Consider the following 6,000-nt stretch of genomic DNA (forward strand, 5'->3'; position numbering starts at 1 on the left):
ATCGGCGTCTTATATTGAAGCTTGCCAGCAGGTCTCCTCCCATACCGACACCCCTAGGTGATCTATATTATTCGCAGAATTGCAACAGTTGTGAGTTTCAATTTCACTTGTTACGCCCCGAAAATTAGTATAAACCCATAAATCACAGCCATGAAACATCAAAGTGTAACGTTTACATGTTTTTGGTCGTATTTTTACATGACTGTTTTATGAAACTCTGATTCATAGAGACCCGCTCCCACGCTCTTATGAGTGTTACATAATAATATATTTTCACGAGGACTTTTTTGGCATGACAGATATTCGTCGTGTAGCTGAGGTAGCAGGCGTATCCACGGCCACGGTGTCGCGGGTCATCAACAACACTGGCCCAGTGAATGCCAAAACCCGCGAAAAAGTTCAGCAAGCCATTCTTGAGTTGGATTATCGGCCCAACAAGATGGCAAGCAGTTTGCGGCAAAAAGAGACCCGCATCGTCGGTATTTTACAGACTGACCACAGCACACATTTCAGCTCAATATTCGCAGATGCTACGGAAGATACGCTCTTCAATCATGGCTTTACTACGATTATGAGCAACACCTATGGTGAGCGGGCAATGGAAAAGGAGCAGATTGAATTTCTGCTTGACATGCGCGTTGGCGGTATTCTGCTGCGACCATTTAAAGATACCTCGCACATCCCTTCTCTTATCCATCGTCTTGAACAGGCGAATGTGGCCTGCGTGCTGGTGGAAAGCTATCCTGTCGATCCGCTGCAGTTTCATGCCAATCTCAACAATGTGCAGGGTGGGCACATCGCTATCCAGCACTTGCTCAAACTGGGCCACCGGTCCATAGGCATGTTGCTGCCGTTTGAGCCATGGCACACAGAAGGCCCCCATGATTTGCGCTTGGCAGCCGTTCAGCGCGCAATAGCTCAGTTTCCAGAGCCCGTTGAGCTTCACATCAGACGGGACAATGCGAAAGATCAGGTCGCCTTTGGATTTGAAGCAACGCGTGCACTGCTAAAGACTTCGCCCGACATCACTGCAATTTTCGGGACAACTGACCTACTCGCAGCCGGAGCTCTTCATGCAGCTCAGGAGATGAACCTGTCTGTCCCCTCGGATCTTTCGATCATTGGCTATGACGACAGTTATGTCGCCTCATCCATGCACCCCCGCCTGACTACGGTTTCCCAACCCATTGATGCGCTTGGAGAAGCGACGGGGAAATTGCTGCTTTCCATCATTGAAGACCCCACAATCCCACCTCGCTCCGTTTCTATATCCAACATTTTGAAGGTTCGCGACAGCACCGGACCCGCCCGTACTTCCTAGGACATTTCATCGTGATTACAGATTTTTTTCCAAACGCTGATCCCGCTCATACGCTCTGGTACGATACACCTGCTGCCCACTGGAACGAGGCCTTACCACTCGGAAATGGCCGTCTTGGCGCGATGGCCTATGGCAGCCCAATAAACACCCGTATTCACCTCAACGAAGATACGCTTTATTCGGGTGAACCAACTCGTATTTATCCGGTGCCGGAAATAGCAAATCAAATTGCGCATGCAGAAAAGCTTTTGAGAGACGGAAAGCTCTTTGAAGCGCAAGAGTTCGTGCGCAAGAACTGGACAGGACGGCAAGGGCAAGCCTACCAACCAGTCGGCAATCTATTCATCACAATGAAAGACCAAGGTGCAACATCAAACTACTGCCGCGCGCTGGATATTCGTCATTCTTTGCATCATGAGAGCTATGAGCAAGGCGGCGTGAAATACGAGCGCACCACCTTTGCCAGCTATCCGGATAATGTCATTGTCGTTCGCCTGACAACAGACAAGCCGGGCACACTCGCCCTCAGTCTGCGTTATGACAGCCCGCACCCGACATGCCGTACTACGCAGGAAGCTGATAACACGCGCTTACATCTTCGCGGCCAAGCTCCCGCCTTTACCAGCAGCCGTGTGATTGAGCGCATCGAGAATGATCAGGAACAGGCCCGGAATCCCGAGATTTTTGGCGCAGACGGCAAACTCCGTCCCTTTGCTGAGAATGAGCAGGACGGACATCGCGGCGGTATTGTTTACAGCGAAGATGGCCTGGGGGAAGGCACGTATTTTGAGGCAGGCCTTTCTGTTGAGTTGGAAGGCGGGAGTATCCGGCCAGAACGCGGTGAACTGCATGTGGAAGGCGCAACAACCGTTACCCTTCGCATTGCGATGGCAACCAGCTTCAACGGACCGGACAAAAGCCCTAGCCGTGAAGGAAAAGATCCGGCTCTTATCGTAAGAGAGGCACTGGAAGCTGCAGGCTCTATTCCTTATGAGGGCATGCTGCAAAAACACATGGATGATGTGTTGAAGCTGTTTGACCGTGTATCGCTCAAACTGGGCAATGATCCCATTCCCGATCTGCCAACCAGCACGCGGTTAGAGCAGTTTCAGGACAAAGGCGATCCAGCCCTTGCCGTGTTGCAGTTCCAGTATGGCCGCTATTTGTTGATTGCGTCTTCTCGTTCAGGCAGTCAGCCGCCAAACCTGCAAGGCATCTGGAACAACCTGCGCCGACCGCAGTGGTCCTCCAATTATACGATGAACATCAATCTGGAGATGAACTACTGGCCAGCCGTGATCACAGGTCTTTCCGAATTGCATGAGCCGCTCTTCATGCTGATCGAGGAACTGGCAGTCTCAGGAGCACGCACGGCCAAGACAATGTTCAATGCTCCTGGATGGTGTGCATTCCACAACACCACCATCTGGCGTGACAGTGTGCCCTCTCCGTGTGACCCAGCCTCAGCATTCTGGCCCATGGCGGCGGGCTGGTTGCTCTCTCATATGTGGGAGCACTTTCTTTACACTGGCGACAAAGAATTCCTCAAGAACCGCGCTTACCCTCTGATGAAATCTGCAACGGCATTTTACGAATGGTGGCTGTGCGAGAACAAGGAGGGTTATCTGGTGCCGAAGGTCAGCACCAGTCCGGAAAACCGGTATCTGGATGAGGATGGGCACGTCATTACAGTCGATCAGGGCAGCACCATGGACTGCGCCATTATTCGGGAGACCTTCACCAACACCGCCGCTGCAGCCCGACTACTGGGACTTGATGACGTTCTTGCAGAGACATTAGAGACAAAGGCTGCACGGTTGTTGCCTTACCAGATCGGAGCACAAGGTCAGGTGCTGGAATGGTCTCAGGATTTCAAAGAGTTCATGCCAACGCATCGCCACTTGTCTCACCTCTATGGCTTGTTCCCTTGTGATCAAATCGGCAAAGACACACCAGAATTACTGAAAGCTTCCGTGCGCGCTCTTGAGATCCGCGGAGATCTGGCAACCGGGTGGAGCATGGGGTGGAAGATTTGCCTCTGGGCCCGTGTTGGTGACGGAGACCATGCATACAAGATCATCCATAACATGTTCAACCGCGTGGAGAATGAAGCGCCGAAGAGTGAAGACGGCGGCCTTTATGGTAACCTCATGATCGCGCATCCGCCATTTCAGATCGATGGCAATTTTGGTTACACACGCGGCGTTGCCGAGATGCTGATGAACACGACCCACAACGGCATTCAGCTCTTGCCTGCTTTGCCAAGCGCGTGGCCGAAAGGAAAAGTTCGTGGTCTGCGTGCGCGTGGTGGTTTTGAGGTCGATCTTATCTGGGAAGATAACAAGCCCACTCAGGCCCAAGTCACCAGCCATCAGGGAGGCGACCTGACTGTGCTTTGTGAGACCTCATTTGGGGGATCAACCTTTGATCAGACCCTACAACTTTATGTGGCGACACAAAAAACTGTCGCGGGAGAAACGTTGGCACTGGCCTTTAACGAAGCCCTACAGGTCTCCTAGTCCGTAAAACCTGCTAGAAAATGAAGTGACTAATTGTAGAATTCGACTGAGAACTTCGCGTTACTTAGACGGATTCTACAGTTCGCAGTAAATCGGTTGCACTGCAACAAATGTTTCGGTGAATTTCTTGATATTTCATTGGCATTTCATACCAAGGTTGAAGCAGAGTTGAAGTCAACCGCGTTCTGCGGTCCCAAGACGCGATAGCATCGCACCTACAAAAATGAACAAGTCCGCAGTCTTTCTCGCAATGGGGAAGGCCCTTTCCATATCTCCGTTTTGTCTGGCCCTCAGGCAAGACACTCCACATCTATCGGAATACGCCAATGATTAAGACCATTGTCTGGGGCGAAAACGTCCACGAGCAAAAAAACAAAGTTGTTGCCGACATCTATCCTGATGGGATGCACAATCACATTGCTGCTGCTTTGAACAATGATCCAGAAATTTCTGCAACCTCCGCAACTTTGCAAGATCCAGAGCACGGCCTGACCGAAGAACGTCTTGCAGACACAGATGTTCTGATCTGGTGGGGCCACGCAGCGCACGGAGACGTTTCTGACGAAATCGTTGAACGTGTATGTGAACGTGTCTGGTCTGGCATGGGCATGATTTTTCTCCACTCTGCGCACTTTGCAAAACCGTTCAAGCGTTTGATGGGCGCACCTTGTAACCTGACATGGCGCGAAGCTGGCGAGCGTGAGCGGCTTTGGGTTACATCCCGCAACCACCCAATCACTGCAGGCATTCCAGACAGCTTTGAGCTGGAAAACGAAGAAATGTATGGCGAGCCATTTGGTGTGCCAGAGCCGCTGGAAACTGTCTTCATCAGCTGGTTCCAGGGCGGTGAAGTCTTCCGTTCCGGCCTGACTTACAAGCGCGGTGCAGGCAATATTTTCTATTTCCGCCCAGGCCATGAGACCTATCCAACATACCACAACGAAACCGTACAGCGCGTCATCGCCAACGGCGTGAAGTGGGCCTACAACCCGCAACCGCGCATTGCTGATCCGAATGCGGCTCCAAATGTGCCAGTAGATGAAGCACCAGAGAAAATTGAAGAACGCGGACCACGCCTGCACGAAGCAGGCGAGGAAGGGTATCGTTGATGCGTCTCGTTATTGTAGGAACCGGCGGCATGGCAAACAGCCATGCCAACAAGTTCGGTGAAATCGACGGTGTTGAAATCGTTGGCGGCGTTGACCGTAATGAAGAACGCCTTACAGCCTTCTGTGATGAACACAACATCGCCAAACGCTTCACCTCACTGGAAGACGCTCTTGCATGGGGCGAATTTGATGCGGTAGCAAACGTCACGCCTGATGCTGTCCACCACCCAACCACAATGCCGCTTCTGGCAGGTGGCAAACACGTCTTCTGCGAAAAGCCACTGGCAAGCAATTTTGCCGATGCTGACGAAATGGCAACTGCAGCCGAAAAAGCCGGTCTGATCAACATGGTCAACCTGTCTTATCGCGACGTGTCAGCCCTTCAGAAAGCTCATGAGCTGATTGCAGCAGGTGAAATTGGTGAAGTTCGCCATTTCGAGGCCTCTTATCTGCAAAGCTGGCTGACCCAACCTGCATGGGGTCATTGGGACAAAGAAGAGAAATGGCTCTGGCGCCTTTCTGAAGCGCACGGGTCACTGGGCGTTTTGGGGGACGTCGGCATTCACATTCTCGACTTTGCCGGGTTTGCGATTGGCGCGCCGTACCAGTCTATCTCCTGCCACCTGAAGACCTTTGACAAAGCACCGGGCAATCAGATTGGAGAGTACAAACTGGATGCCAATGACAGCTTCACCATGATGGCAGAAACCACATCTGGCGCTGTTGGTGTTGTTCATGCCAGCCGTTTTGCTTCCGGGCATATGAACGACCTGCACCTTCAGGTTCATGGTACCAAGGGCGGCATAAAAGTCACCAACACGGGTGGTCTGGGTGAGTTGTTCGTCTGTTCAGGCCCAAACCTTGAGAAGGCTGAATGGGAGCAGATTGAGCTTGCTCCAACACCAAACAACTACCGTAAATTTGCAGAGGCCGTGCAATCTGGTGTGAATGGCCACCCAACCTTCCGCCATGCAGCGAATCTTCAGCAAGTCCTTGACCTCGCCGTTGAAAGCAGCACGGCCGGCGGTTATCGGGATATCCCGATAACCGC

At 52.0% G+C, this 6,000-nt stretch carries 4 protein-coding genes; all 4 read left to right on the forward strand.

All coding sequences use genetic code 11. From position 1 onward, the window contains the following. Positions 1–292: 292 nt before the first annotated feature. Entirely contained in the window at positions 293–1,321 is a 1,029-nt protein-coding gene (locus PsAD46_RS12860; RefSeq protein WP_063293504.1) for a LacI family DNA-binding transcriptional regulator, read from the forward strand. A gap of 11 nt (positions 1,322–1,332) precedes the next feature. Next, on the forward strand, positions 1,333–3,840 hold the full coding sequence (locus PsAD46_RS12865; RefSeq protein ID WP_063293503.1) for a glycoside hydrolase family 95 protein: 2,508 nt from the start codon (positions 1,333–1,335) through the stop codon (positions 3,838–3,840). Positions 3,841–4,166: 326 nt separating this feature from the next. Continuing rightward, positions 4,167–4,949, forward strand: a complete 783-nt coding sequence (locus tag PsAD46_RS12870) for a ThuA domain-containing protein (protein WP_057461049.1) — start codon at positions 4,167–4,169, stop codon at positions 4,947–4,949. Then, positions 4,949–6,000: Gfo/Idh/MocA family oxidoreductase (locus tag PsAD46_RS12875; protein ID WP_063307050.1), on the forward strand; the 1,052-nt coding region annotated here is incomplete at its 3' end. The genes PsAD46_RS12870 and PsAD46_RS12875, both read left to right, overlap by 1 nt.

The organism is Pseudovibrio sp. Ad46 (assembly GCF_001623065.1).
In the GTDB taxonomy this organism is placed as follows: domain Bacteria; phylum Pseudomonadota; class Alphaproteobacteria; order Rhizobiales; family Stappiaceae; genus Pseudovibrio.